The organism is Catenulispora rubra (assembly GCF_015356825.1).
Lineage (GTDB): Bacteria > Actinomycetota > Actinomycetes > Streptomycetales > Catenulisporaceae > Catenulispora > Catenulispora rubra.
In genome coordinates this window covers 1-471 of sequence record NZ_JAACYW010000739.1, presented here as the reverse complement: position 1 = coordinate 471, position 471 = coordinate 1, and the positions used below count along the sequence as shown (strand labels likewise).

General features: G+C 61.6%; 1 protein-coding gene and 1 pseudogene. One reads left to right on the top strand and one right to left on the bottom strand.

All coding sequences use genetic code 11. The annotated features are described in order from the left end of the window. Window positions 1-139, bottom strand: a 139-nt coding sequence (locus tag GWK61_RS61385; RefSeq protein WP_369125694.1) for a transposase, incomplete at its 3' end; no start/stop codon positions are given. A 77-nt stretch (window positions 140-216) separates the two neighbouring features. Between GWK61_RS61385 and GWK61_RS61380 the strand changes: the two are divergent. Continuing rightward, a pseudogene (locus tag GWK61_RS61380) lies at window positions 217-441 on the top strand (hypothetical protein); the annotation flags it as partial. Between the last annotated feature and the right edge of the window lie 30 nt (window positions 442-471).

Genomic DNA, 471 nt, shown 5'->3' with positions numbered 1-471 from the left:
CCACCCAGTTGCGCAACGTCTCCGGAACCAGGCCCAGCTCACGAGCCACATCAGCGACCCTGCGCGGCGGGATCGAGTCCAACACCAGCTTCACAGCGTCATCCCGGAACTCCGGGGAGTACTTCGACGGCCGTCCCATACGCGTCATTCACCCCTCTCCAAGTGGATCCACCTCGGACCCAAGTATCAAGGTGTCTACAACTCGGGGGTCAGCCCACTGGTTTCAAGACCCAGTTCGTCGAGCACGCCGCAGCCTTCGGCGTCGACGCCGAAGTCGTCCACAGAGACCCCGAGGTCACAGGCTTCCACGTGGTCAAGCGCCGCTGGGTATTGGAAAGAACGCCGTGCGCCACGAGGCGCTCTGTTGTATCCCCAGTTCAGCTGGGAGGAACTTGGAAGGAGGTTCCTGGGCCAGATGACTTACCTGGATCCGAAAGGTGAAGGGGACAGCAGCATGTCAGGAAACCGGTG